The sequence below is a fragment of the Pseudomonas carassii genome (assembly GCF_036324045.1).
Classification (GTDB): Bacteria; Pseudomonadota; Gammaproteobacteria; order Pseudomonadales; family Pseudomonadaceae; genus Aquipseudomonas; species Aquipseudomonas peradeniyensis.
Genome location: NZ_JAZDCT010000021.1, coordinates 48,803 through 71,558, shown reverse-complemented (window position 1 = coordinate 71,558; position 22,756 = coordinate 48,803). Strand labels below are relative to the sequence as shown.

Below are 22,756 nucleotides of genomic sequence, written 5' to 3'. Positions count from 1 at the left end.
CAAGAAAGCACAAGAACCCCGCTTGCCCACTGACGTACACTCGCGCCCCTGCCCCACCGCCGGAGACCACCCGTGAGCCCCATCGCCCTTGCCCGCCTGCTGACCCTTGCCGCCGTCTGGGGCGCCAGCTTCCTGTTCATGCGCATCATCGCCCCCGAACTCGGCACCGTGCCGACCGCCTTTTTCCGCGTATCGATCGCCTGTCTGGGGCTGATCGCCATCCTCGCCGCCGCACGCGTGCGCTGGAATTTCGAAGGAAAACTGGGCGCCTGCCTGGTGCTGGGCATGATCAACTCCGGCATTCCGGCCACGTTCTATTCCGTGGCGGCGCAGGTGCTGCCGGCGGGCTACTCGGCCATCTTCAACGCCACCACGCCGCTGATGGGGGTGCTGATCGGCACCTTGTTCTTCCGCGAGGCGATGACCCTGCCCAAGCTCTGCGGGATCTTCCTCGGCCTGTTCGGCGTCGGCATCCTCAGCGGCGCCGGCCCGGTGGCGCTGAACATGGCCCTGGTGCAAGGCGCCCTGGCGTGCCTGGCGGCGACCACCTGCTACGGTTTCGCGGGTTTCCTGGCGCGGCGTTGGGTGGGAACGCTGGACAGCCGTCTGTCTGCCCTGGGCAGCATGCTCGGCGCCACCCTGCTGTTGAGCCCGCTGTTCGCCTGGAGCGCGCTGACCCAGCCGCCGGCCAGCTGGGGCGGCTGGCAGGTGTGGCTGTCGCTGCTGGGCCTGGGGCTGCTGTGCACCGCGTTCGCCTACATCCTGTACTTCCGCCTGCTGAACGAGATCGGCCCGGTCAAGGCCAGTACCGTGACCTTCCTGATCCCGGTGTTCGGCGTGCTGTGGGGCGCGTGGCTGCTGGATGAGCCGCTGTCGATGGCGCACCTGTATGGCGGCCTGCTGATCGCTGCGGCGCTCTGGCTGGTGCTGCGTCCAGCACGGTCGTGATGTGGGAGCGGGCTTGCCCCGCTCCCAGCGTTTCTTTACTCAGGCCTCGGCCGTGCGCAACGCCGGCTTGCGGAACACGAACAGCAACCCGACCACGATCAACCCCATTCCCAGCAGGCTGAGCGGCGCCAGGCGGTTACCGAAGATGACGAAGTCCATCACCGCCGTCACCGCCGGCACCAGGTAAAACAGGCTGGTGACATTGACCAGGTTGCCCCGGGCGATCAGCCGGTACAGCAGCAACGTGGCCAGCAACGAAACCACCAGCCCCATCCACAGCAGCGCGCCGAAGAAGCTGGCGTTCCACTCAACCTGCAACGGCTGGAACGGCGCGAACAGCGCGCACAGGGCAAAACCGGCCAGGTACTGCAGCGGCAAGGTGCCCATCGGGTTGTCGGTGATGCGCTTCTGCAGGATCGAGCCGCAGGTCATGCTGGCCAGCGCCAGCAAGGCGAACAGCATGCCCGCCAGGGATACCCCGCCAAGGTTGATGCCCTGATAGACCACCATCACCAGGCCGCCAAGCCCCAGGCCCAGGCCAAACAGCCGGCTCCAGGAGCGCTGACGCTCCATCAGCACCACGGTAAGGATCGGTTGCACACCCATGACCGTGGCCATGACGCCGGGGGTGACATGGGTATTGAGCGCCAGCAGGTAGAAGATCTGGTAGGCGCCCAGCAGCACGCAGCCGGTCCCCAGGGCGCGAACAATGCCGCCCCGGGTACGTGGCCAGCGCAAGCCGAGTAACGGACCGATCAGCAACAGACCGAAAAGCGCCAAGGCCGAACGCAGCAGCAGGAAGGCGAAAGGGCTGGCCTGGGCCAGGCCAAGCTTGGAAACGATCGCCCCGCTGCTCCACAGCAGGACGAACAGGCTGGTAGTGGCCGCCGAGGCCACGGATGCTTTGTTGAAAACAGACATGTATTGCCACCTGTATACGGGCAAATGAGCCGTACGGAGGGCTTATCGCGACTTGCGGGGATAGCCGACCGTGTTCAGTAGGTTGCGAGTGCGGTGGGGAGCGGCCAGCGGCCGATCAGCCCAGCACCACGACTGCGCAAGGAGGCGGAGCTACGCCGCCTACGACGCCACTGACAGGTGGTGGGTAGTGACTGATCATGGCCGGCTGCTGGCTGCCACGCACGACCACGCCCGCGACAGGCGCGAGAACGTAAGCGGTGGTGGAAGGGATGGCGGGCATGAACAGATCTTCTGGGAAGAGAGTGTTTCGGAATATAGCGGGGGAATCATCGCGGGGCAAGCCCGCTCCCACCAGGAGCGGGAACGAGCTTGCACAACCGGATCAGAACAGCCAGCGGTACAGCGCGTAGGCGACGACAACCGCCAGCACCGGCCGCAGCACGCGGTAGGCCTTGGGGTTGGCGCGCTTGAACTGCTTGACCCGGGTGCTGATGACGTTGCTGAAGCGCTTGCTCCAGGCATAGGCCTGGTTGATCCCGCCGACGCGCTCGTCATCGGTGTTCTGCGGCGCGGTGGCGCGGCCGAGGAAGGCGCTGACCTTGCGGTTGATACGGGTCATCAGCGGGCTGTTGAGCGGGCGCTCGACGTCGCAGAACAGGATCACGCGGGTGACCTCGGTCTCGTTCTTGACCCAATGCACGAAGGTCTCGTCGAACATCACGTCCTCGCCGTCACGCCAGGCATAGGGTTGGCCGTCGACGTAGATGCGGCAGTTGTCCGAGTTCGGCGTGGACAGGCCCAGGTGGTAGCGCAGGGAGCCGGCGAACGGGTCGCGGTGCGGGTTCAGGTGGCTGCCACCGGGCAACAGGGCGAACATCGCGCCCTTGACGTTGGGGATGCCGCTGACCAGCTCGACGGTCTTCGGGCACAGCGCCTCGGCCGAGGGCAGCGGCTTGTCGTACCACTTCAGGTAGAAACGCTTCCAGCCTTTCTTGAAGAACGAACCGAAGCCTGCGTCGTTGTCTTTCTCGGCAGCGCGAATATAACCCTCGTCGAACAGGCGCATGGCCTCTTCGCGGATCACTTCCCAGTTGTCCTTGAGCACATCCAGCTCGGGGAAGCGCTGGCGGTCCAGGTAGGGCTTGGAAGGCACGCCGGAGAACAGGTACATCAGGCTGTTGTAGGGGGCGAACAGCGCCGAATGGTTGACGAACTGGCGCAGTACCGGCAGGCGCGCCTTGCCGCGCAGGTGCACGAACAGCACGCTGCCGAAGAACACCAGCAGGACACCTGCCTTGGCGACGAAGGAAAAGGTCATGCAACACTCCTTGGAGGGGAAATCTGGCCATCCCCAGATAGCCGGACATCATAAACCCATCCGGGCCGGGTAAAAACAACCGGTGCCGGATCGCAGTGTTAAGGATTGTGCAATAACCGAAAGAGGCCGACATTGCGCCGGATCAGCGGTGGCCCGGATATCCCGGGCCCCGTTCGCGGCACAAGGCCGCTCCTACAGGCGATCGCGACCTCCTTGTAGGAGCGGCCTTGTGCCGCGATGGGCTGCGCAGCAGCCCCAGGCTTACTGCTGGTTTTCCTGCTCGGTGAACATGTCGCTGAACAGCATGCTCGACAGGTAGCGCTCGCCCGAGTCCGGCAGGATCACCACGATGGTCTTGCCCTGCATCTCGGGTTTCTCGGCCAGTCGCACCGCCGCCGCCATCGCCGCGCCGCAGGAAATGCCGCAGAGGATGCCCTCCTCCTGCATCAGGCGGATGGCCATGGTCTTGGACTCGTCCTCGGTGACGGTCTCGACCTGGTCGACGATCGACAGGTCGAGGTTCTTCGGCACGAAACCGGCGCCGATGCCCTGGATCTTGTGCGGGCTGGGCTTGAGTTCCTCGCCGGCCAGGGTCTGGCTGATCAGTGGCGAATTCACCGGTTCCACCGCCACCGACAGGATCGACTTGCCCTGGGTGTGCTTGATGTAGCGCGACACGCCGGTGATGGTACCGCCGGTGCCAACACCAGCCACCAGCACATCGACCGCGCCGTCGGTGTCGTTCCAGATTTCCGGGCCGGTGGTCTTCTCGTGGATGGCCGGGTTGGCCGGGTTGTCGAACTGACCCGGCAGGAAGTGCTGGGCAGGGTCCGAGGCGACGATCTCGTTGGCCTTCTCGATGGCGCCCTTCATGCCCTTGGCCTTGTCCGTCAGCACCAGTTCGGCGCCCAGTGCCTTCAATACCTTGCGTCGCTCCAGGCTCATCGAGTCCGGCATGGTCAGCACCAATCGGTAGCCACGGGCGGCGGCTACGAACGCCAGGCCGATGCCGGTGTTGCCCGAGGTGGGTTCGACGATGGTCATGCCCGGTTTGAGTTTGCCGCTGCTCTCGGCGTCCCAGATCATGCTCGCGCCGATCCGGCACTTCACCGAATAACCCGGGTTGCGCCCCTCGATCTTGGCCAGGATGGTCACTCCGCGCGGGGCGATGCGGTTGATCTGCACCAGCGGCGTGTTGCCGATGGAATGTGCGTTGTCGGCGTAGATACGGCTCATGGCAGGGGTCCTTGAATGCAGGGGCTGGCAGGTGGATCTAAAAGGGTAAGCCTGCCGGGGTGGGGCGTAAAGCCCGCTCTGTTACCGGGGGTGACGGACCATTCAGGGACTGAATACCCGGTCTGCGTTTGCAGGCGGCGGGTGCGGGGTTATAGTCGCTGACACATCAATAAACATGCGTTGGCTGTACTGCCCTCATCGCGGGACAAGCCCGCTCCCACAGGTTGCGCTCAAATCCTGTAGGAGCGGGCTTACCCCACGATGAGGCGGGTCTAGCCACCCAGAGGATCGGTTCATGAAGTTCGAAGGCACCCGCGACTACGTCGCCACAGACGACTTGAAGCTGGCGGTCAACGCGGCCATCACCCTGGAGCGCCCGCTGCTGGTCAAGGGCGAGCCGGGCACCGGCAAGACCATGCTTGCCGAGCAGCTCGCCGCCTCCTTCGGCGCCCGCCTGATCACCTGGCACATCAAGTCCACCACCAAGGCCCACCAGGGCCTGTACGAGTACGACGCGGTCAGCCGCCTGCGCGACTCGCAGTTGGGCGTGGACAAGGTCCACGACGTGCGCAACTACCTGAAGAAGGGCAAGCTGTGGGAGGCCTTCGAAGCTGACGAGCGGGTGATCCTGCTGATCGACGAAATCGACAAGGCCGACATCGAGTTCCCCAACGACCTGTTGCAGGAACTCGACAAGATGGAGTTCTACGTCTACGAGATCGACGAGACCATCAAGGCCAAGCAGCGCCCGATCATCATCATCACCTCCAACAACGAGAAGGAACTGCCCGACGCCTTCCTGCGCCGCTGCTTCTTCCACTACATCGCCTTCCCCGACCGCGCCACCCTGCAACAGATCGTCGACGTGCACTACCCCAACATCAGCCAGTCGCTGGTCAGCGAGGCGCTGGACGTGTTCTTCGACGTGCGCAAAGTGCCGGGCCTGAAGAAAAAGCCCTCCACCTCCGAGCTGGTCGACTGGCTCAAGCTGCTGATGGCCGACAACATCGGCGAAGCCGTGCTGCGCGAGCGCGACCCGACCAAGGCCATCCCGCCGCTGGCCGGTGCCCTGGTCAAGAACGAGCAGGACGTGCAGCTGCTCGAGCGCCTGGCCTTCATGAGCCGGCGCGGCAACCGCTGACAGGAGCCGGGCCATGCTGCTCAACCTGTTCAATGAAATGCGCGCGGCCAAGGTACCGGTGTCGGTGCGCGAGCTACTCGACCTGCATCACGCCCTGCAGAAGGGCGTGGTGTTCGCCGACATGGACGCCTTCTACTACCTGGCCAGGGCCATCCTGGTGAAGGACGAGCGTCATTTCGACAAGTTCGACCGGGCATTCGCCGCCTACTTCAAGGGCCTGGAAAACCTCGATCGGCATATCGAAGCCCTGATCCCCGACGACTGGCTGCGCAAGGAGTTCGAGCGTTCGCTGACCGACGAGGAACGGGCGCAGATCCAGTCCCTGGGCGGCCTGGACAAGCTGATCGAGGAGTTCAAGAAACGCCTCGAAGAGCAGAAGGAGCGCCACGCCGGCGGCAACAAGTGGATCGGCACCGGCGGCACCAGCCCGTTCGGCTCCGGCGGCTTCAACCCCGAGGGCATCCGCGTCGGCGAGGCCGGCAAGCGCCAGGGCAAGGCGGTGAAGGTGTGGGACCAGCGCGAGTACAAAAACCTCGACGATCAGGTCGAGCTGGGTACGCGCAACATCAAGCTGGCCCTGCGCCGCCTGCGCAAGTTCGCTCGCGAAGGCGCCGCCGAGGAACTGGACATCGACGGCACCATCGACCACACCGCCCGTGACGCAGGCCTCTTGAACATCCAGATGCGCCCCGAGCGGCGCAACACGGTCAAGCTGCTGTTGCTGTTCGACATCGGCGGTTCGATGGACGCCCATGTGAAGGTCTGCGAGGAACTGTTCTCGGCCTGCAAGACCGAGTTCAAGCACCTGGAGTACTACTACTTCCACAACTTCATCTACGAGTCGGTGTGGAAGAACAACCTGCGCCGCACCTCGGAGCGCTTCTCCACCTTCGACCTGCTGCACAAGTACGGCGACGACTACAAGGTGGTGTTCGTCGGCGACGCGGCCATGGCGCCCTACGAGATCACCCAGCCGGGCGGCAGCGTCGAGCACTGGAACGAAGAGGCCGGGTATGTGTGGATGCAGCGCTTCATGGAGAAATTCAGGAAGATCATCTGGATCAACCCCTATCCGAAGCAGGCCTGGGAGTACACCGCTTCGACCCATCTGGTGCGGGACCTGATCGAGGACAGGATGTTTCCGCTGACCTTGCAGGGGTTGGAGGACGGGATGCGTTACCTGTCCAAGTAGTGTTTTTCAGGGCCACCCCTATCGCGGGGCAAGCCCGCTCCCACACCTGATCGAGGTCTGGACGTGGGAGCGGGCTTGCCCCGCGACAGAGCCGATAGCTTCATCCCCAACGGCTCAGATAAGCCTGCTGCTCCCGCCACGCATCATCCTGCACCACCGCCCGAAACCGCACCACGGCCCCCGGCATGCACTGTGCCAGCTGCGCCAGCGCCAACGGCGTCAACGCCCCCAGCCGTGGATATCCACCGATCGTCTGCCGGTCATTGAGCAGCACGATCGGCTGCCCGTCCGGCGGCACCTGCACGGCGCCGAGCGGGATCCCCTCGGAGATCATCGGCGCGCCTTGGTAGACCAGTTGCGGCCCGAGCAGGCGAATACCCATGCGATCGGCCCGGCTGTCCAGCGTCCAGTCACGGTTGAACGCCTCGAACAGGCTGGTGCCGCCGAAGTCACCGATCTGCGCGCCCATCACCAGGTCCAATACCGGTTTCTCGGCATACACCGGCCGCAGCGCTTCGGCCACGTGGGAGCGGCAGTTCGGCGCCCCGATTTGCCCCGCGATGGCCCCGGCAGCATGCAGTACCTCCCCTTTAACCAATGCCCGGCCCTGGCCGTCTACTCCACCTAGTTCTTCCCGTACCACGGTGGAACAACTCCCCAGCACCGACTCGCCCACGAACCCGCCCGGCACCGCCAGGTAAGCACGTACCCCCTGGCGAGGCTGACGCAGCGTCAGACGCTGGCCCTTGCCCAGGTTGAAACTGGTCCAGGGCGCCACGGTCTGCCCGTCGACCTGCGCATCCAGGTCAGCCCCGGCCAGCGCCAGCACGCAGTCCTGCTCGGCGACCACGCTGAAGCCGCCAAGCGCAATCTCCACCACGGCGCTGTCCAGGGCATTGCCCAGCAGCCAGTTGGCCCAACGCATCGCCACCCAGTCCAGCGCGCCGCCCTGGGTCACGCCCAGGTGCCGCACACCGAAACGCCCGGCATCCTGCAACAGACACAGCGCGGTGCTGGTCTCGACTCTCAATTGGCTCATGCCTGGGCCTCCAGCGGGCTGTCGTCACCGCCCAGGTTGATGAATTCGGCCCGTTCGACGGCCACGAAACGCACCCGATCGCCAGGCTGCAGCAGGCTGTAGCCCTCGCGCTCGCGGTCGAACAGGCGCACCGGCGTGCGACCGATCAGGTTCCAGCCGCCCGGCGACACGGCCGGATAGGCGGCGGTCTGGCGCTCGGCGATGCCGACGCTGCCCGCCGCCACGCGCTTGCGCGGAGTGCTCAGGCGCGGCGTGGCCAGGCGTTCGTCGACCAGGCCCATGAAGCCGAAGCCCGGCGCGAAACCCAGGGCGAACACCGGGTAGTCGCGACCACAATGCAGGCGGATTACCTCGACCTCGCTCATCCCTGCGCGCGTGGCCAGCACCGGCAGCTCGGGGCCGACGCTGGCGTGGTACCACACCGGAATCTCGTGTCGGCGCCCGGCCTGGCCGGCATCCGGCCGCAGGCCCTCCAGCGCCAGCAGGATACGCTGGCGCGCCTCGCCCGGCGCCAGGTCGAACTGCACCATCAGCGTGGTATAGGACGGCACCAGGTCGATCAGCTGTTGGCCAAACGCATCCCGCAAGCGCTGGCTGGCGGCGAGGATCCACGGCATGTTGCCTTCATCGATGGCATCGAACAGCCGCACCATCAGGCTGTCGATGGCCACCACCTCGATACGTGGCGTCATGCTTGCTCCAGGGCATCCAGGGCCTGGCGGATCTGGCGCACGGCGGCCACCGAGCCGTCGTTGTCGCCGTGCACGCACAGGGTGCTGGCGTTCAAGCGCACATCGCTGCCGTCGTCAGCCACCAGGGCCTCGCCCTTGGCCAAGCGCAAGGCCTGCTCGACCACCAGCGCCGGATCATGGTGCACAGCGTTCGGCAGGCGCCGCGACATCAGGTGCCCGCTGGCGGTGTAGCCACGGTCGGCGAAGGCCTCGAACCACAGCGGCACACCGACTTCGTCGCCCAGGGCCTGGGCGGCGCTGTCGTCGGCGGTGGCCATGAGCATCAGCGGCAGGCCGCTGTCGAACGCCGCAACCGCTTCGAGCACGGTGCGCAGGATGTCCGGGTTGGCCATCATGTCGTTGTACAGCGCGCCGTGGGGCTTGACGTAAGCCACACGGCCGCCGAGCACCCGGCAGATGCCGTCCAGGGCGCCGATCTGGTAGTGCAGCAGGTCGCGGATCTCGTCGCTGCTGCAGGCCATGGAACGGCGGCCGAAGCCCATCAAATCCGGGTAGGCCGGGTGCGCGCCGATGGCCACCCGGTGCTCCAGGGCCAGGGCCACGGTGCGGCGCATGGTGCCCGGGTCGCCGGCGTGGTAGCCGCAGGCGATGTTGGCGCAGTCGATGAACGGCATGACCTTGGCGTCCTGGCCCATGCGCCAGTTGCCAAAGCTCTCGCCCATGTCGCAATTGAGTAGCAGGCGTTTCACCTGGCGGACCTCCGTATCAATGTTCATGATGCCTACCTTAGCGCGCCTGGAGCGCTTTGCCGCGGGTTTCCGGCAGGCTCAGGGCCGCCAGGATCACCACACCGTAGGACACCGCGGCGAAGGCGCCAATCCCCAGGCCCAACGGCACTTTCTCGCCGAGCAGGCCGATCAGCAACGGGAACATCGCCGCGACCACCTTGCCGATGTTGTAGCAGAAGCCCTGCCCCGATCCGCGGATCCGGGTCGGGAACAGTTCGGTGAGGAACGAGCCCATGCCGCTGAAGATGCCCGAAGCAAAGAAGCCCAGGGGGAAGCCCAGCCACAGCATCACCCCGTCGCTGACCGGCATCTGTGTGTAGAGCAGGACGATGACGAACGAGCCCACGGCGAACAGGATGAAGTTCTTCCTGCGCCCCAGCAGGTCGCACAGGTAGGCGCTGACCACGTAGCCAATGTAGGAGCCGACGATGACCATCGCCAGATAGCCGCCTGTGCCCAGCACGCTCAGACCGCGCTCGTTCTTGAGGAAGGTCGGCAGCCACGAGGTGATGGCGTAGTAGCCGCCCAGGGCACCGGTGGTCAGCAGCGAGGCGCGGATCGTGATCCAGAGCATGCCGGGGGCGAAGATCTCGTAGAACTGCGCGGGCGCCTCGGCCTGCTCGACGGCCTTGGCCTGACGGTAGATCTCCGGGTCCTTGACCAGGCGCCGGACGAAGATCACGAAGATCGCTGGCAGCAGGCCCAGCAGGAACAGCGCGCGCCAGGCCTGCTCGGCCGGCAGCCAGGAGAACAGCAGGGCATAGAGGATCGCCGTCAGGCCCCAGCCGATGGCCCAGCCCGACTGCACCATGCCCACCGCCTTGCCGCGGTCCTGGGCACGGATCACCTCGCCGATCAGCACCGCGCCGGCGGTCCATTCACCGCCGAAGCCGAAGCCCATCAGGGTACGGGCGATCAGCAGTTGCTCGTAGCTCTGGGCGAAGCCGCAGAGGAAGGTGAAGAAGGCGAACCACAGCACCGTCAGCTGCAGGGTGCGCACCCGCCCGATGCGGTCGGACAGAATGCCGGCGATCCAGCCGCCCAGGGCCGAGGCGATCAAGGTGCTGGTGTGGATCAACCCGGCCTCGGCGGTGCTGATGCCCCACACCATGATCAGGGTGGGGATGACGAAGCTCAGCATCTGGGTGTCCATGCCGTCCAGGCCGTAGCCGATCTTGCAGCTCCAGAAGGTGCGTCGTTGCTGGGAGTCGATGTCGCGGTACCAGGCGAAGGGGCCGCTCGAGGTTCGAGCGGGGGCCTGCTGCTGCACGCCGGTCGGGTTCATGGTTGCCTCGGCTTGTTGGTATTGTTCTATGGGCGACGTCGGGCGTCGCGGCCTGGGCTTCATGTTCAGAGGCCGCGACGCCTGCGTCCAACGAGAAAAACCGCCGGTCTGGAACAAGAAAAACTGATCATGAACCTTCGTTTCCTCGAAACCTTCGTCTGGGTCGCCCGGCTCAGGAGCTTCCGCCTCACCGCCGAGAAGCTGTTCACCACCCAGGCCTCGGTGTCCAGCCGCATCGCCGCGCTGGAGGCCGACCTGGGCGTGAAACTGCTGCTGCGCGACTCCCGCGGGGTCAGCCTGACGCCGGAAGGCGCCAAGGTGCTGGAGTACGCCGAACGCATGCTCGACACCGCCAAGGCCATGAAGCAGTCGCTGGACAGCGACCGGGCCAAGACCGGACGCATCCGCCTGGGGGTGATGGACACGGTCATCCACACCTGGATGAGCGCGCTGGTGGCGGAGCTGGGCGAGCGCTACCCGCAGGTGGAGATCGAGCTGGTGGCCGATACCGCGCTGAACCTGCGCGAGCAGCTGCAGAAGGGCTTTCTCGACGTGATCCTGCAGACCGACCTGCTGCGCGAGCAGTCGATCCGCAGCCACGACCTGGCGCGCTACCCGATGGGCTGGATCGTCGCCGCCGACTCCCCGCACCACCGCACCTACGCCTCGCTGGCGGAACTGGCCCGCGAGCGCATCGTCACCTTTTCGAAGAACTCGCGGCCGCACCAGGAGGTGCTCGGCCTGCTGCAGGCCGCCGGAGCCGAGGCGCCGCGCCTGAACTGCGTGAACTCGGTGGCGGCCATCACCCGCCTGCTGCGCGACGGCTTCGGCATCGGCGCACTGCCGCCGGCATTGGTGGATGGAGAACTGAGCCGCGGCGAGCTGGTGTTGCTGGAAGGCTTGCAGCCACCGCCGAGCCTGGAGCTGGTGGTGGCCTGGCAGACCGGTGTGGCGCTGGTGGACGAGGTGGTGGGCGTGTGTCGGCAGGTGCTGGAGCGTTATGCGCGGGATGTGGGCGGGCAGCGGATCGTGCTGGTCTGAGCAACTCTGCCGCAGGGCCGGAAAAACTAGCGCCAGCTTTCCTTCACCACCTTGCGCCGCCCGCCAAGAATCACCCAACCAATCACCAACAACAGGCTCTCGACCACAAACGCCAGCACGAACCCGCTGCCGATACCCCAGCCAATCGCCTCGGGCACCAGCAGGATCTGATAGCTGTAGCCCTTGAGCGTCTCCTCGCGCAGTGCCGGCTCCGGCTGTACCAGCACATGCCAGGTGCGACTCACCCACGAGCCTTGCAGGGCCTGCCATTCATGTTCGAGCAACTGGTTGCGGATCAGCAGGCTTTCGATGCTGTTGGCATCGCTGGTGAACACTGGATCGTCGCTGCCCCGGTAATGTCGCACCAGCGCCTGCAGGTCACCGCTGAAAAAGCGCTGCGCGGTCTGGCGGAAGCCGTCGAGCGCCTGGCGCGATTCGAGCAGGTGCGCCTCGACGCGTTGGCTGTAGTCCTTGACCAACCCCGGCACCTGGAGACCGGCCAGCAGGCCGAAGGTGAACAACAGCAAACGCAGGTAACTTCTGAACATGCAGCTTCCTTAACTCTGGCCGTGGGCAATGCACTCGCCATGCCGCCAGAGCCCCCATTGGCCCGGCTCGTAGCGGTTCCAGGTCTCATTCTCGGTCAGCGGCTCGGTGGCGATCACCGTGACAACGTCGTTGGGGGTGGTTTGCGTGTGGAAGTCGACGATCAGGTCGACATCCTTCAAACGCGCAGCGCCGAACGGTGCGCGGCGGGTGATGTGCACCAGTTTGGTCGAGCAGAAGCAGAACAGCCAGTCGCCGTCGCTGAGCAGGCAGTTGAACACGCCTTGGCCACGGTACCCGGCGCAGGCTTCGACCAGCACCGGCAGCAGTTGCTCGACCTCGACCGGCTCGGGGAAGGCTTCGCGCACGCGGTTGAGCAGGTCGCAGAAGGCCGCTTCGCTGTCGGTGTCGCCGATCGGCCGGTAGAACGTGCGCTGGCCGGTGAAATCGCCCAGCTGGCCATTGTGTGCGAAACACCAATTGCGGCCCCACAGCTCACGTACAAACGGGTGGGTGTTGGACAGGCAGACCTTGCCGACGTTGGCCTGGCGGATATGGCCGATGACCACTTCGCTCTTGATCGGGTAACGCTGCACCAGGTTGGCCACTTCCGACTCGCTGCTCGCCGCCGGATCCTGGAACAGGCGCAGGCCGCGCCCTTCGTAGAAACCGATGCCCCAGCCATCGCGGTGCGGGCCGGTACGCCCGCCGCGCTGCATCAGGCCGGTGAAGCTGAAGACGATGTCGGTGGGGACGTTGGCACTCATGCCCAGCAGTTCGCACATGTTGCGGCTCCTGGCTTAAAGACGGGGTTCGACGCGGCCCTGCCCAGGGCCGGAGCGGCGCACGGGGGCGGGGGGCGGATCGTCGCGGTAGCGGTCTTGGCGGTTGGCGGCCAGGGACGCTTCGGCCACGACCTCCTCCTCTTCCTTGGCCTGGCGCTGGGCGGCGGCCTCACGCTGGGCGCGGCGCTCGCGGGCACGCTTTTCCAGCGGCCAGCGGATCAGCACGAAGACGATGTACAGGGCAAAGGCGAGCATGCCGTACATGGCCAGGTCGGAGGCGGCGCGCCAGGCGTTGTTGCCGACCTTGAAGGCGACGTCCAGTGCGGTGATGGCGATGGCCGGGGCGAAGCTTTCCTTGACCGGGTCGACGATGGTCGGTGAGAACAGCAGTACGGCGATGATCACCCGCAGCGGCTCGCGCAACCAGCGCCACATCCAGCCGGTCAGCTTGAAGCCCACCAGCAGGCAGCCCAGGGCGGCAACGGCGTACAGGCCCCAGGCGAGGGTATAGTCGTGTTCGGTCATGGTGTGGGTGCAAGCCAGGCAAAGAGATGCCTATGATAAACACTTTTCCCGGCGCAGGCTGCCCCCGCCCCGCAAGGGACCTGCAGCGGCCCCGCGATGGGGTCCACAATCGATGAGATCACCCATGCCCCTACCCCTTCCCGCCCCGATCGCCCATCAAGCCGAAGGCCAAGACCCCTACGCCTGGCTGCAGCAGCGCGACACCCCCGAGGTCCTGGCTTATCTGGAAGCGGAAAACGCCTACCAGCAAGCCGTCCTCGCCGACCAGGCGCCGCTGCGTGAACAGCTGTTCGAAGAGATCAAGGGCCGCATCCTCGAGACCGACCTGTCGCTGCCCTCGCCCTGGGGCCCGTACCTGTACTACACCCGCACCACCGCGGGCGACGAATACCCGCGCCATTACCGCTGCCCACGCCCGGCCGACGACAGCAACACCGTCGATGAAAGCCGCGAGGAGCTGCTGCTCGATCCCAACGCCCTGGCCAATGGCGGCTTTCTTTCCCTCGGCGCCTTCAGCGTCAGCCCCGACCACCGCCTGCTGGCCTACAGCCTGGACACCAGCGGCGACGAGATCTACACCCTGTACGTCAAGGACCTGGCCAGCGGCGCGCTGAGCGCCCTGCCCTTCGACGACTGCGACGGCAGCATGACCTGGGCCAACGACAGCCAGACACTGTTCTTCGCCGAACTGGACGACACCCACCGCCCCTGGCGCCTGCGCCGTCACACCCTGGGCGAGACCGACGCCGCCACGGTGTTCGAGGAGCCGGACGGGCGCTTCTTCCTGCACTGCTACCGCGCCAGCTCCGAGCGCCAGCTGGTGCTGCTGCTCAACAGCAAGACCACCAGCGAGGCCTGGGTGCTTGATGCCGCCACGCCACAGGCTGATTTCACCTGCCTGGCGCCACGGGTCGAAGGCCATGAATACTTCCCCGACCACGGCCAGCTCGACGGCCAGTGGCGCTGGTTCGTGCGCAGCAACCAGGATGGCATCAACTTCGCCCTGTACCACGCGCGGGCCGACAGCGTGCCGACCCGCGCGCAGTGGCAGCTGCTGGTGCCGCACCGCGACGACGTCATGCTCGAAGGGCTCAGCCTCAATGCCACGGCGCTGTCCCTGAGCCTGCGCGAAGGCGGCCTGCCGATAATCGAAGTGCACCCGCAAGGTCTGCCGGCCTACCGCGTCGAGCTGCCGGACGCCGCCTACAGCCTCTACGTGCAGGACAGCCTGGAATTCGCCAGCACACGCATCCGCCTACGCTACGAAGCGCTCAACCGCCCGGCCCAGGTGCGTCAGCTGGAGCTGGCCACGGGTGCCCAGCAGGTGCTCAAGCAGACCCCGGTGCTCGGCGCCTTCGACGCCGACGACTACGTCAGCCAGCGCCTGTGGGCAGTGGCCAAGGATGGCACGCGGGTACCGATCAGCCTGGTGCGCCGCCGCGTCGACGAGGGCAAGTGCGTGCCACTCTACCTCTACGGCTATGGCGCCTACGGCGAGAGCCTCGACCCCTGGTTCTCCCACGCCCGCCTGAGCCTGCTGGAGCGCGGCGTGGCCTTCGCCATCGCCCATGTGCGCGGCGGCGGCGAGCTGGGCGAGGCCTGGTACCGGGCCGGCAAGCAGGAGCACAAGCACAACAGCTTCGACGACTTCATCGCCTGCGCCGAACACCTGATCGCCGAAGGCGTGACCACCCGCGAACGCCTGGCGATCAGCGGCGGCAGTGCCGGTGGCCTGCTGATGGGCGCGGTGCTCAACCTGCGCCCCGAGCTGTTCCGTTGCGCCATCGCCGAAGTGCCGTTCGTCGATGTGCTCAACACCATGCTCGACCCCGAGTTGCCGCTGACCGTCACCGAGTACGACGAATGGGGCAACCCCGAGGAGCCCGAGGTGTATGAGCGGATCAAGGCCTACGCCCCTTACGAGAACGTCAAGGCGCAGGCCTACCCGGCGCTGCTGGTGGTCGCCGGCTACAACGACAGCCGCGTGCAGTACTGGGAGGCGGCCAAGTGGGTGGCGCGCCTGCGCACGCGCAAGACCGACGACAACCTGCTGCTGCTCAAGACCGAGATGGGCGCGGGCCACGGCGGCATGAGCGGGCGCTACCAGGGGCTGCGCGATGTGGCGCTGGAGTATGCGTTCGTCTTCAATGAGCTGGGCGTGGCGTAAAACGCGATTTTCGTTGTCATAGGGTTCGCAACGGCGAGGGCTTTGCCCTCGTTTCGCGACACAAGGCCGCTCCCACAGGCTCCGCGCTATCCGTGTGGGAGCGGCCTCGTGTCGCGAAAGGGCTGCGCAGCGGCCCCCGACAATCCCAGGACAGCGCCCGGTGAGAACAACAACACATGCCCGACACCCAGCACCTGAACGCCGAGATCCGCGACATGCTCATGGACTGCGGCCTGTTCGACACCCTGCAACCCGGTGACTTCCTCGCCGCCGCCGGCTACTTCAGCCTCACCGCCGTCGCCCAGGGCCAGACCCTGTTCAGCGAAGGCGACGCCGGCACCTTCATGTGCATCCTCCACCGTGGCGTGGTCTCGGTGCGCAAGACCGACGGCAACGGCGCCCAGGTGGAGATCGCCACCCTGCGCAAGGGCCGGGCCTTCGGCGAGATGGCCGTGCTCGACGGCGAACGCCGCTCGGCCACCTGCGTGGCCGCCAGCGACTGCCAGCTGCTGACCCTGGGCAAGGACGCGCTGGAAAAGATGCTCAACGAAGCGCCGCGCATCGCCGCCCGGATCATCCGCGCCCTCGCCGTGGCCTTGTCCAGGCGCCTGCGCATGCAGGATGGCCAGCGCCTGGCGCAGCAGGTCTAGCGACCCTTGTCAGGCGGTTTCGGCGGGTCCTGGCTCAGCCCGGGCAACGGCTGGTCCTTGGGTGGCCCCGGCAGCGGCATCGGCGGCAACAGCGGCGCACCCGGTCGGTTGGCGCCGGCCTTGGGCGGCGTGCTCGGAGTGATCTGCGGGTAAGGTGTCGGCGTCGCGGTCCCGGGCGCGCCGGGAACCGTCGTGAGCGGCCGCTGCTGGCCCGCGGCGTCGGCCGTGGATACTGCGCCAAGCAACAGCGCGGCGAGGATCGCATGCAACATCGGCAGCCTCCTGTCAGAAACCTTCCTACAGGCTACGCCCAACGGCGCGATTTTGCCTGTCCGCCCGCCCCACAGGCGCGCTAGACTCAAAGGCATAACCGTCATTGCCCTGATCAGAAAAAAGGTAACACCATGAGTTCCACCTCCGACGCCACCGCCCGCCTCGACCGCATCCTCGCCGACGCCAAGCGCGACAAGGAAATGGGCTACCGCGACAAGGCGCTGAAGATGTATCCCCACGTCTGCGGCCGTTGCACCCGCGAGTTCTCCGGCAAGCGCCTGTCGGAACTGACCGTGCACCACCGCGACCACAACCACGACAACAACCCCCAGGACGGCTCCAACTGGGAGTTGCTGTGCCTGTACTGCCACGACAACGAGCACGCCCGCTACACCGACCAGCAGTATTTCAGCGAAGGTTCGCTGAGCACGCCGAAAGTCGCCGTGGCCACCCACAACCCGTTTGCCGGCCTGGCCGCGCTGATGAAGAAGGACTGAACGTCGATTCGCGCCCCCGGCGTGCCGGCAAGCCCGTATAATCGCGCTCTTTTTTTGCGAAGGGCCCCGACACGTGGCGAACAAACGGTACAGCTGCATCGGCCTGTTCAACCCCAAATCCGCGGAAAACGTAGGCTCGGTGATGCGCGCCGCGGGCTGCTATGGCGTCAACTCGGTGTTCTACACCGGCAAGCGCTATGAGCGCGCCCGCGACTTCGTCACCGACACCAAGCGCGTGCACTACGACATCCCGCTGATCGGCATCGACGACCTGCAGCGCATCATTCCGCTGGGCTGCACCCCGGTGGCCGTGGAGCTGGTGGAAGGCGCACGGCCATTGCCTGAGTACACCCACCCGGACCGGGCGATCTACATCTTCGGGCCTGAGGATGGCTCGTTGAGCGAAGACGTGCGGGGCTGGTGCGAAGAGACGATCTACATCCCGACAGAGGGCTGCATGAACCTGGCGGCGACGGTGAATGTGGTGCTGTACGACCGCATGGCCAAAGGCTTGAATACCCGCTCGGGGCCGAAGTTCAAGTAGCCATCACGCCTTGCGCAATCCCTGTAGGAGCGGCCTTGTGCCGCGAAAGGGCTGCAAAGCAGCCCCACGGTTTCAGCGTTGATGCAAAGATCGCCGGGGCCGCTTTGCAGCCCTTTCGCGGCACAAGGCCGCTCCTACAGGGGAACGTGCAAGTCAGCGCAACACCTTGCTCTGCAAAACCTCGGACTGGCGCCCAAGCACGTTCTCGCTGATCTGCACGAACTCCTCGGTGCTGACGCTCGACAGGCGCATCAGCGCGCGGGCGACGTCGTCCAGCGAGCGCTTGTCGTGGTGGTGCAGGCGAATCTCGCGATCCAGCGCCTGGAGCAGCAGCACGCCACGGGCCACCTGCGCGGCATCGGCCTTGTCGCCCTTGAGGTGGGTCACCTTGGCCGCCAGCTTGTGTTGCCGGGCCTGCAGCGCCTCGTAGCGGTCATCGCTCATGCCGCCAGCGCGGCGCAGCAGCTCGGTGGCGTAATAGTCGGCCAGGCTTTCGCCCAGCCAATCGCTGCCGTCGCGGTCATTGATCTGGGCGAACAGCTGCACCAGCTCGCGCAGCACCGGGCTGGTGCCGTTCTCGCTGACCAGCGGGCGCGTGCTGTGCAGGTACAGCGAGTTGTTGCCGGCCAGCACGCCCCGCCACATCTCGTCACGGGCGCCGACCAGCAACAGCTTCGGTGGGTTGCGCGGGAACACCGCCTGCAACTGCGGCCAGACGAAGGTCAACAGGGTCAGCGTGTCCATGCGCCGCATGCCCTGGCCTTGCGGTGCGGCCACGGTCACCTCGGTATCGCCCAGGCGTGCCCGACGGCTACCCAGGTTGCCGGCGAGCATCCAGCCGGTAGGCCGGTCGAACAGCCGCGACACATCGTCGATGCGAAATTTCTGCCGGCCGATGCGTGGCCAGGCGGTTTCGACGCTTTTCCAGCCCGTCGGCAGGTCGAAGGTCAGCCGCGAGACCAGTTCGGTGCCATCCTGCTGGTCGAGACGCGCCGGCGGCACCAGCTGGTCGCCACGAAACAGCGCCCAGTGCGGTGTGATACGCGCCTCATGGGCGCCGCCGCGGGGTTGCTGGTCGAGCAGCACGCGGTAGCTGAGGCTGGTCTTGCCCGCCGCCGGGTGCCAGACGCCACGCCCGTTCTGCACCTGCCACTGGCCATCGGCGAGAAAGTCGCTGTAGGCACCGGGCTTGCCCAGGTCGAAGTCCAGGCTGCGCACCGCGCTGCCGTCGGCCAGGGTCAGGCGCACCTCGGCCTGGCCGCTCTGCGGCAGCATGCGCACCTGGTAATCGAGGTCGACTTTCTTCGCCAGGACCTGCGAACTGGCCAGCAGGCCGACAATCAGCAACAACGGGCGACGCATAAAAAGCTCCTTGTTCCCCGGACACTCAACCTGCGCGGAAGATCAGATGGTCTTCCCAGTCGTCTTCATCCACGTCGTTCTCGCTGAGCATGCGCCCCGACCGGGAAATGCGCTGCTCGTGCACCTGCTGGCGATCACCGCTGACCAGGTGGTGCCAGGCCGGCAGGTCCTGCCCTTCGCTGACCAGGCGATAGCCACAGGTGGGCGGCAGCCACTTGAACTGGTCGGCCTTGCCGGGGGTAAGCTGGATGCAGTCAGGGACATGCTCGAAACGATTGGGGTAGTCGCTGCACTGGCAGGTCTGCAGGTCCAGCAGCTTGCAGGCGATGCTCGTGTAATAGACGCTGTTGTCTTCCTCGTCCTCGAGTTTCTGCAGGCAACAAAGGCCGCAGCCGTCGCAGAGCGACTCCCACTCCTGGTCATCGAGCTGGTCGAGGGTCTTGCGCCGCCAGAAGGGCGCGGTATCGGCGATCATCACACGGTTTCCTGCAGTCAACGTCAAGCCGCGGCGCGCGGCGGCGCCAGTCTAGAGGCAGTCCGGCGGCAACGCCAGACCGCTTGTCAGTGCTCACCGGACGCAGTAGCGTGCGGTATTTTCCCCCGCCCTTGCAGGAGCACCCATGAGCGCCACCCCACGCATCGCCGACTATGCCATCAACGAGCAGTTCATCAATCGCTGGTCGCCCCGCGCCTTCACCGCCGAGCCGATCAGCCAGGAAACCCTGCTGAGCTTCCTCGAGGCCGCACGCTGGGCGCCATCGGCCTACAACTCGCAGCCATGGCGCTTCCTCTACGCCCGTCGCGACACGCCGAGCTGGGAGCGCTACCTGGGTATCCTCAACGAGTTCAACCGCAGCTGGGCGCAGCACGCTTCGGCGCTGGTGCTGGTCATCTCCAAGACCACCTTCGCAGCGCCCGGCTCCGATGAGGAGAAACCTGCGCTGTGGCACACCTTCGACACCGGTTCCGCCTGGGGCCACCTGGCGCTGCAGGCGAGCATCAGCGGCTGGCACAGCCACGGCATGGCCGGCTTCGACCAGGACCTGGCGCGCAGCGAGCTGAAGATCCCCGAGGGCTACGCGCTGCATGCGATGGTGGCGATCGGCAAGCTGGGCGACAAGGCTACCCTGGCCGAAGGCCTGCAGGCCCGCGAAGTGCCGAGCCCGCGCCGGCCGCTGAGCGAGCTGGCGGCCGAGGGTGAGTTCAGCCTCTAAGGTCGTGATCGCCTCATCGCGGGGCAGGTGCCCGTGGGAGCGGGCTTGCCCCGCGATGAGGTCGCATCAGGCAAACCTCTCTCAGTAACCCCTCGCGAAATCCACCTCGCCCCGCAATGCCTGCTCCGCCGCATACGCCCGTGCATTCTCGACAAACAACCGCACCATCGCCGCCGGCGAGGTCGGCGCCGAGCTGTGCCCGGTCAGCAGCAGTCCCCAGGCGGTCCAGAACGGATGTCGCTGGGGCAACGGTTCCTGGCGGCAGACATCGATCACCGCGCCAGCCAGATGGCCCTGCTTGAGCGCCTCGACCAGATCGGCATCGACCACCGCCACGCCGCGTCCAGCATTGATGAACAAGGCGCTGGGCCGGAAGCACTTGAACAGCGCCGCATCGTACAGGTCGTGGGTGGCCGGGGTATCGGGCAGCAGGTTGAGCACGTAGTCGGCCTGGCCGACCAGGCGCGGCAGCTGGTCGAGGCCCGCCACTTCGACGAAGGGCGCCTGCTCGCGAGCACTGCTGGCCACGCCCTGGAGGATGACGCCGAACGGCGCGAGGAACTCGGCCACCCGCTGGCCGATATCGCCGGTACCGACGATCAGCACCCGCCGTCCTTCCAGGCTCCGACCTGGGCGATCATCCCAGCGCCGCTCGACCTGGCTGACCAGGCGCGACAGCACATCGCGCTCATGGCCGAGCATGTAGGTCAGCATGTACTCGGCCATCACCTGGCCGAAGATGCCCACCGCCCGGGTCAGGCGGTAGTCGCGTGGCAGGCCGTCGGCCAGCAACGGGGTGATCCCGGCCCAGGTCGACTGCATCCAGCGAGGCTTGTGGCCCTGGCGCAACAGACTGGCCAGCAGGTCCGGCTGGCCCAGCCACACCGGGCAGTCGGGGGCCAGGCGTGCCAGTTCGGCGGAGTCGCCGCTGGTCAGGACCTCCAGGTCCGGCGCCGCCTCGCCCAGCAGGCGAGCATAGTTGGCATGATCCTGTTCAGCGATCAGAACGCGCATGTGACACACAACCTTGGCAAACAACGGAAGCAGCCCGCCAGGCGGGCCGCAGGTAGAAAGGGAACCGCGCCTGGATCAGGCCGGGTCGTTGCGGCGCAGCAGTTCTTCGGGCAGGTGCTCGATGTAGTCGTCTTCCGGAGGCGGCATCTGCAGGTGGTAACCCTGCTTGTCGAGGTTCTCCAGCACCTTGGCGATGTCCTCGCGGGCCAGTGTGCGCTCAGGCGTAAGCACCAGGTCGAAAGCATGCACCGGCTTGCCGAAGAATGGCAGCAGCGCCTCCGGCACACGCTCCAGGCCCTCGGCCTTGAGCACGTAGAGGTACATTTCGTTCTTGCGTGGGCTCTTGTAGATCGAGCAGATACGTTTCATCGGGAATCTCCGGCGCCCGCCAGGTCGTCCAGCAGGGCCTGGCCCATGCGCTCGCGACGCCAGCCGCGCAGCGCATCGGGCAGTTGATAGGGGCCGTCGGGGTAGCCGCTCTTGAGCAGGGCTTCGAGGGCTTTCTTGCGCAGCATCAGTTCCGGGGCGATGCCCAGCCGCTCGCCCTCGGCCTGGCCGATGGCACGCAGGCGCTTGAGGATGCCGGCGGCTTCGATCGGCAGCGGCTCGGGCAGCGGCTCGGGCCACTGCTCCTGGGGCTGGCTGGCGGCGCGCTTGATCAGCTGGATCAGTTGCTCACCGTCCTGGCGGATGGTACGCGGGTGCATCTCGTCGATTTTCGCCAGCGCCGACGGGCTGTCCGGCTGGCTCCTGGCCATGGGCCACAGCGAATGCTCCTTGAGGATGCGGTTGCGCGGCACGTCACGGCTGCGAGCCTCGCGCTCGCGCCAGGCGCACAGTTCGCGCAGCACGGCCAGTTGCTGGCGACCGAGCTTCCAGGCCAGCTTGACGTCGCGGTACAGGGTTTCGGGCTCGACTTCGCGGCGCAGCGCGGCGACCAGCTCGGCGCCGTCTTCCAGCACCCAGGCGTACTTGTCATCCGACAGGCGCGGGCGCAGGGCGTCGAACACTTCGGCCAGGTGCACGGCGTCCTCGGCGGCGTAGCTCACCTGGGTGTCCGACAGCGGGCGCTGCAGCCAGTCGGAGCGGGTCTCGCCCTTGGGCAGCTCGAGCCCCAGCACCTCTTGCACCAGGCGCGAATAGCCCATGGAGAAACCGATGTTCAGGTAGCCGGCGGCCAACTGGGTGTCGAACAGCGGCTGGGGCAGCTTGCCGGTAAGGCGCAGCAGCACTTCCAGGTCTTCGCTGCAGGCATGCAGCACCTTGACCACGCCACTGTCGTCGAGCAGTCCGGCCAGCGGCTGCCAGTCGCGGATCAGCAGGGGGTCGATGAGGTAGGCGCACTGGCCGACGCCGATCTGGATCAGGCCGGCCTTGGGGTAGAAGGTATCGACCCGCATGAATTCGGTGTCGAGGGCCACGAAGGGCTGTTCGCGCCAGCTTCGGCAGTGTTCGGCCAGGGTCTGGTCGTCACGGATCCAGTGTATTTCGATGGCCACGAGGCTCTCCCACTAACATTGGCGCGCAGTATATACGGCGCGGCCCCTGGGGGTGAAACCTCGCGCCATCCATGGTGCC

General features: G+C 66.3%; 25 protein-coding genes. 9 read left to right on the top strand and 16 right to left on the bottom strand.

Going from position 1 to position 22,756, the window contains the following annotated elements:
* Positions 1–72 precede the first annotated feature (72 nt).
* Positions 73–948 carry a DMT family transporter gene (locus V0R62_RS16530; RefSeq protein WP_330104507.1) on the top strand — a complete coding sequence of 292 codons (876 nt, stop codon included), beginning with the start codon at positions 73–75 and terminating at the stop codon, positions 946–948.
* Between the two features lie 39 nt (positions 949–987).
* Here V0R62_RS16530 and V0R62_RS16525 read toward each other — a convergent pair whose 3' ends face one another.
* The 3 genes from V0R62_RS16525 to cysK form a co-directional block, all read right to left on the bottom strand.
* The gene (locus tag V0R62_RS16525; RefSeq protein ID WP_330104506.1) at positions 988–1,869 is read right to left on the bottom strand and encodes a DMT family transporter; all 882 of its coding nucleotides are present in this window, start codon (positions 1,867–1,869) and stop codon (positions 988–990) included.
* 382 nt (positions 1,870–2,251) lie between these two features.
* Positions 2,252–3,187, bottom strand: coding sequence for an aspartyl/asparaginyl beta-hydroxylase domain-containing protein (locus V0R62_RS16520; protein ID WP_011535083.1), 936 nt, complete (start codon positions 3,185–3,187; stop codon positions 2,252–2,254).
* 261 nt (positions 3,188–3,448) lie between these two features.
* Positions 3,449–4,423, bottom strand: coding sequence for a cysteine synthase A (cysK, locus tag V0R62_RS16515; RefSeq protein ID WP_186733049.1), 975 nt, complete (start codon positions 4,421–4,423; stop codon positions 3,449–3,451).
* 295 nt (positions 4,424–4,718) lie between these two features.
* Here cysK and V0R62_RS16510 point away from each other — a divergent pair, with 295 nt between their 5' ends.
* Both V0R62_RS16510 and V0R62_RS16505 read left to right on the top strand, forming a co-directional pair.
* A complete protein-coding gene (locus V0R62_RS16510; RefSeq protein WP_011535085.1) occupies positions 4,719–5,564 on the top strand; it encodes an AAA family ATPase in 846 nt (281 codons plus the stop codon).
* 13 nt (positions 5,565–5,577) lie between these two features.
* The gene (locus V0R62_RS16505; RefSeq protein ID WP_050706827.1) at positions 5,578–6,756 is read left to right on the top strand and encodes a vWA domain-containing protein; all 1,179 of its coding nucleotides are present in this window, start codon (positions 5,578–5,580) and stop codon (positions 6,754–6,756) included.
* Between the two features lie 100 nt (positions 6,757–6,856).
* Here V0R62_RS16505 and V0R62_RS16500 read toward each other — a convergent pair whose 3' ends face one another.
* From V0R62_RS16500 to V0R62_RS16485, 4 genes are read right to left on the bottom strand one after another with little or no spacing between them, the layout of a single operon-like run.
* Positions 6,857–7,795, bottom strand: a complete 939-nt coding sequence (locus V0R62_RS16500) for a 5-oxoprolinase subunit C family protein (RefSeq protein WP_330104505.1) — start codon at positions 7,793–7,795, stop codon at positions 6,857–6,859.
* Positions 7,792–8,487, bottom strand: coding sequence for a 5-oxoprolinase subunit PxpB (gene pxpB / locus V0R62_RS16495; protein WP_330104504.1), 696 nt, complete (start codon positions 8,485–8,487; stop codon positions 7,792–7,794). Before pxpB ends, V0R62_RS16500 begins: the two co-directional genes overlap by 4 nt.
* Complete coding sequence (locus V0R62_RS16490) at positions 8,484–9,263, bottom strand: 5-oxoprolinase subunit PxpA (protein WP_198745408.1); 780 nt, start codon at positions 9,261–9,263, stop codon at positions 8,484–8,486. Before V0R62_RS16490 ends, pxpB begins: the two co-directional genes overlap by 4 nt.
* A gap of 10 nt (positions 9,264–9,273) precedes the next feature.
* Positions 9,274–10,560, bottom strand: coding sequence for an MFS transporter (locus tag V0R62_RS16485; protein WP_330104503.1), 1,287 nt, complete (start codon positions 10,558–10,560; stop codon positions 9,274–9,276).
* 129 nt (positions 10,561–10,689) lie between these two features.
* On the opposite strand from V0R62_RS16485, the gene V0R62_RS16480 reads away from it, so the two are divergent.
* Complete coding sequence (locus tag V0R62_RS16480) at positions 10,690–11,601, top strand: LysR family transcriptional regulator (RefSeq protein ID WP_186733054.1); 912 nt, start codon at positions 10,690–10,692, stop codon at positions 11,599–11,601.
* A 26-nt stretch (positions 11,602–11,627) separates the two neighbouring features.
* On the opposite strand, the gene V0R62_RS16475 is transcribed toward V0R62_RS16480, so the two are convergent.
* The 3 genes from V0R62_RS16475 to V0R62_RS16465 are packed head-to-tail and all read right to left on the bottom strand — an operon-like array spanning position 11,628 to position 13,457.
* Positions 11,628–12,149 (bottom strand): DUF2937 family protein, encoded by a 522-nt coding sequence (locus V0R62_RS16475; RefSeq protein WP_330104502.1) that lies wholly within the window; start codon positions 12,147–12,149, stop codon positions 11,628–11,630.
* Between the two features lie 9 nt (positions 12,150–12,158).
* Entirely contained in the window at positions 12,159–12,932 is a 774-nt protein-coding gene (locus V0R62_RS16470) for a class II glutamine amidotransferase (protein ID WP_110739193.1), read from the bottom strand.
* Positions 12,933–12,947: 15 nt separating this feature from the next.
* Positions 12,948–13,457: an MFS transporter gene (locus tag V0R62_RS16465; protein WP_069017007.1), complete on the bottom strand. Its 510-nt coding sequence runs from the start codon at positions 13,455–13,457 to the stop codon at positions 12,948–12,950.
* A gap of 124 nt (positions 13,458–13,581) precedes the next feature.
* On the opposite strand from V0R62_RS16465, the gene V0R62_RS16460 reads away from it, so the two are divergent.
* Together V0R62_RS16460 and V0R62_RS16455 are read left to right on the top strand one after the other, a co-directional pair.
* The gene (locus V0R62_RS16460; protein WP_330104501.1) at positions 13,582–15,624 is read left to right on the top strand and encodes a S9 family peptidase; all 2,043 of its coding nucleotides are present in this window, start codon (positions 13,582–13,584) and stop codon (positions 15,622–15,624) included.
* Between the two features lie 176 nt (positions 15,625–15,800).
* Positions 15,801–16,274 carry a cyclic nucleotide-binding domain-containing protein gene (locus tag V0R62_RS16455; protein ID WP_186735927.1) on the top strand — a complete coding sequence of 158 codons (474 nt, stop codon included), beginning with the start codon at positions 15,801–15,803 and terminating at the stop codon, positions 16,272–16,274.
* On the opposite strand, the gene V0R62_RS16450 is transcribed toward V0R62_RS16455, so the two are convergent.
* Complete coding sequence (locus V0R62_RS16450; RefSeq protein ID WP_028693029.1) at positions 16,271–16,546, bottom strand: hypothetical protein; 276 nt, start codon at positions 16,544–16,546, stop codon at positions 16,271–16,273. The genes V0R62_RS16455 and V0R62_RS16450 overlap by 4 nt on opposite strands.
* Positions 16,547–16,678: 132 nt before the next feature.
* Here V0R62_RS16450 and V0R62_RS16445 point away from each other — a divergent pair, with 132 nt between their 5' ends.
* Entirely contained in the window at positions 16,679–17,044 is a 366-nt protein-coding gene (locus V0R62_RS16445) for a YajD family HNH nuclease (protein ID WP_023632486.1), read from the top strand.
* A 73-nt stretch (positions 17,045–17,117) separates the two neighbouring features.
* Positions 17,118–17,588 carry an RNA methyltransferase gene (locus V0R62_RS16440; RefSeq protein WP_028693028.1) on the top strand — a complete coding sequence of 157 codons (471 nt, stop codon included), beginning with the start codon at positions 17,118–17,120 and terminating at the stop codon, positions 17,586–17,588.
* A gap of 153 nt (positions 17,589–17,741) precedes the next feature.
* Here V0R62_RS16440 and V0R62_RS16435 read toward each other — a convergent pair whose 3' ends face one another.
* Both V0R62_RS16435 and V0R62_RS16430 read right to left on the bottom strand, forming a co-directional pair.
* Entirely contained in the window at positions 17,742–18,950 is a 1,209-nt protein-coding gene (locus V0R62_RS16435; RefSeq protein WP_330104500.1) for a M61 metallopeptidase family protein, read from the bottom strand.
* Between the two features lie 25 nt (positions 18,951–18,975).
* On the bottom strand, positions 18,976–19,425 hold the full coding sequence (locus tag V0R62_RS16430; RefSeq protein ID WP_028693025.1) for a YcgN family cysteine cluster protein: 450 nt from the start codon (positions 19,423–19,425) through the stop codon (positions 18,976–18,978).
* Positions 19,426–19,570: 145 nt separating this feature from the next.
* Here V0R62_RS16430 and V0R62_RS16425 point away from each other — a divergent pair, with 145 nt between their 5' ends.
* Complete coding sequence (locus V0R62_RS16425) at positions 19,571–20,164, top strand: nitroreductase family protein (protein WP_050704316.1); 594 nt, start codon at positions 19,571–19,573, stop codon at positions 20,162–20,164.
* An 81-nt stretch (positions 20,165–20,245) separates the two neighbouring features.
* Here the strand turns inward: V0R62_RS16425 and V0R62_RS16420 are convergent, their stop codons facing one another.
* From V0R62_RS16420 to rnd, 3 genes are all read right to left on the bottom strand, one after another.
* Positions 20,246–21,178, bottom strand: a complete 933-nt coding sequence (locus V0R62_RS16420) for a D-2-hydroxyacid dehydrogenase (RefSeq protein WP_330104499.1) — start codon at positions 21,176–21,178, stop codon at positions 20,246–20,248.
* A 75-nt stretch (positions 21,179–21,253) separates the two neighbouring features.
* The gene (locus tag V0R62_RS16415; RefSeq protein WP_028693022.1) at positions 21,254–21,547 is read right to left on the bottom strand and encodes a YcgL domain-containing protein; all 294 of its coding nucleotides are present in this window, start codon (positions 21,545–21,547) and stop codon (positions 21,254–21,256) included.
* Complete coding sequence (rnd, locus tag V0R62_RS16410; RefSeq protein ID WP_330104498.1) at positions 21,544–22,677, bottom strand: ribonuclease D; 1,134 nt, start codon at positions 22,675–22,677, stop codon at positions 21,544–21,546. Before rnd ends, V0R62_RS16415 begins: the two co-directional genes overlap by 4 nt.
* Positions 22,678–22,756 lie beyond the last annotated feature (79 nt).